A 2,774-nucleotide genomic window follows, 5' to 3' on the forward strand; every position below is an offset into this window, starting at 1 on the left:
GCTGAGGGATCGATCGGTTCAGGAATATCGCTGCTGTCTGGAGTGGGTTTGGGGCGCTTGTTAAGTTCGATCGGGTAGAGAGGGCTGCTTTCTACAGAAGGCCGCCCGAACATCGGGCCTGACAAATCGCGGGATTTGAGCAAATCTGCCAGAGATGGGAAGGATTGAGTTGTGGAGCGGTTGCTGCTGACACTGGTGCTTTTATAGCGCCATGCTAGGTCAAAACCCATCCAGCCTGCAATTGCAGCCGTTACGACAAAGGCCAGCAAAGTCAAAGGAGGCGGGGGAGGTGCGGGCAATCGCAGACTTTGCTTGCTTTTTTTTTCGGTCGTCGGTACTTGCTCTGTGTCTTGCAGCATGGTAAGCCAATTTTCTACTGTCTGGGGGCGCTTTTGGGGCTCAGTTTCGAGTCCCTGAAGGATTGCTCGCTCGGTGCTGGGGCTGAGGTTGGGCTGAAATTGCCGCAAAGAAGTTAGGGGAATACGATCGCGCAGGGGTGCTGCTACGGGCGGCACGCCACATAGCAAGTAGTAAAGGGTGGCGGCGATCGCGTAGATGTCTGTGGCAGGTGTACATTTACCGTCACAGAGGTATTGTTCGATCGGCGCGTACCCCGGCGAAAGCGAGTTAATCTGGCTGTGTTCGGTGCCGGCAGTAAAGTCGCGGGCAATCCCGAAATCTATTAACATTACAACCTCAGAATCGGCCCGCCGGATCGCATTTTCTGGCTTGATGTCTCCGTGCAGCAATCCGCTATCGTGAACTGTACTTACGGCTGAGGCTATTTGCCGAATGTAGTGCAGCGCTTGGGCTTCTGACAGCGGTTGACCGGCTGCGACTATTTGGGCGAGAGTTTGGCCGGGAATGTAGTCCATCGCGATAAAAGACTGTCCGGCTTCTTCAAACAAGTCGATCACCCTGACGATGTTGGAATGCTCACACCGCGACAGGCGTCGGGCTTCGGCAATAAACTGCTGCTGAAACTGGGCAGATGCTGGGTGTTGGCGCAGACTTTCGTTGAGGGTTTTGAGTACGACGGTTTGGTTTAAATGGGTTTGGATAGCTCGGTAAGTGATGCCGAACCCTCCTATGCCTAAAGTTCCATTAACTCTGTATTTGCCGTGTTGCAGGACTGTTGCTGGCGCTAAATTCATCTTTGGTTGATGCCGTTTCCCAAACTATGCTACCGCTTTTGGGTTATGAAAGCAGAGTTTAGGCCGATCGAACCGATATGCCCGATACTTTTGACTCTAGCTCTGCCATATCATCTTGGCATTCCTGAGTCAGTCAATTTTCGCATTTAGGATTTTCAATTTATAGCGGTTCTCAAGCATTGCGAAGCAGGCACAAGCTTTCAGTACCCTGTTTGGTCGATCGAACAATACCACCTCACGTTCATGAGAAACGCCATATTATATTTTGCCAATAAAAATCCCGCTCTTGTGGAACGGGAAAGCCATCAGGGTGCATCTATATCTTTGAGTATAACTCATGGGGGGTACAACCCCTTTTTGCTTTAAAAATTCTTTACAATTAGCAGATTTATGTAAACATTTGAATTTTTAGTTGACTAAAAAGCATTTTTTTGATATAGTACGCACTCGCGCGCAAGGCAATCTTGATATTGGGGAAATAAAAAAACTGGTAATTTTGATGCTTGTTAAGAGTCAATTGAAGATGCTGACACCGATCGAATCAAGTGAGTTTCCTCTAAATCAACTCAAATTTAATCTGCTTTACCGTGCTTCGGCAAATGGTGCAGCAAATACCACAGCACGGCTAAATTTGCAATAAATACCGCTAACTTAAGTAGAGTGAAACCCTGAAATAACTCATATATTTCTGGCGGAATACTGATTCCTACCAAAACTAAAACTAACATGGTTGCCCAACCTTTTTCGTACCACAAACCAACAGCTTCTATAGCCGTCAAACCTGCATAAAATCCGGTCGCTAGTCCGCTAAACAGTAAAGTTTCAGGCTTGACAAGGAGAACTTTATCAAGTAACATTTCAACAAGTTTCAGTTTGGTTTCTAACAAATAAGATTCCGAAAAATTCTGCAAATTTTGATGGTTTTTGAGCGCGAAAAGCAAAGCTATCGAAGTTACTGTCAAGAGGGAAGCGACAAAAGCTTTGTAAGTGACAATTGCGATTAAACCAGGAGGACGCTGTTTTTTCACGTAAATTCTCGAAATTTCAATAATTGGCGATCGCGTTGTTAAAAAAGGGAGCATCTCAATGAAAGCAGCCAAGCTAGAAATTGGAGACAGGAGGCCCGAAGCCCGATGCTGTGGGGCAGGAGGAAAGAGGAAGAAAGAAGGAGTCGAAAGAAGTGTTTTTACTCTGATGAGATGCTCCCTGAAAAAAAAAGTTCGGCTTGCTCGCAGTGTGGGAGATTTAACGGATTTAACCGATCGTAAAAATTCAGTATGGCGCGCCAGCAATGAGTCCATAAATTATAAATAAAATAACGCGCGGCTGATGCACCGTAGTAAGGAATGATAATTAAATAACTTACAATCTTTATTGTTATTGTGGGATGGGCGGGAGAGCCCGTCCCACAAATATGTGTAAATTATTCAATTCGCGATCCTAAGCTGCTAAGATTGAGGATAACGCTGTGCTAAAAAAGAGATGGCAGTGGCCCGATCGCCCAAATGACCGTCCAGCGAAGCCGCCAACAAATCATCCAACATCCGTTTAAACCCAGGCCCGGGCTTGTAACCCAAAGCCTTCAAATCGTTGCCGTTTAAAGGTGGCTCAACATTTGCC

3 protein-coding genes are annotated in these 2,774 nt (G+C 46.5%); 1 reads left to right on the top strand and 2 read right to left on the bottom strand.

The features are described from left to right. Positions 1 to 1,154 (bottom strand): serine/threonine-protein kinase (locus tag IQ270_RS29530; protein WP_193976663.1); only part of this gene is annotated, 1,154 nt, incomplete at its 3' end. A gap of 572 nt (positions 1,155 to 1,726) precedes the next feature. Next, positions 1,727 to 2,236 carry a DUF2127 domain-containing protein gene (locus IQ270_RS29535; protein ID WP_228056819.1) on the bottom strand — a complete coding sequence of 170 codons (510 nt, stop codon included), beginning with the start codon at positions 2,234 to 2,236 and terminating at the stop codon, positions 1,727 to 1,729. Between the two features lie 4 nt (positions 2,237 to 2,240). Here IQ270_RS29535 and IQ270_RS29540 point away from each other — a divergent pair, with 4 nt between their 5' ends. Beyond that, positions 2,241 to 2,468, top strand: coding sequence for a hypothetical protein (locus IQ270_RS29540; RefSeq protein WP_193976664.1), 228 nt, complete (start codon positions 2,241 to 2,243; stop codon positions 2,466 to 2,468). Positions 2,469 to 2,774 lie beyond the last annotated feature (306 nt).

Source organism: Microcoleus sp. LEGE 07076 (assembly GCF_015207455.1).
GTDB lineage: Bacteria > Cyanobacteriota > Cyanobacteriia > Cyanobacteriales > Microcoleaceae > Microcoleus.

Coding starts and splice junctions, on each gene's coding strand:
- IQ270_RS29535 (WP_228056819.1), bottom strand. CDS start 2,236: ATGCTCCCTTTTTTAACAACGCGATCGCCAATTATTGAAATTTCGAGA.
- IQ270_RS29540 (WP_193976664.1), top strand. CDS start 2,241: ATGAAAGCAGCCAAGCTAGAAATTGGAGACAGGAGGCCCGAAGCCCGA.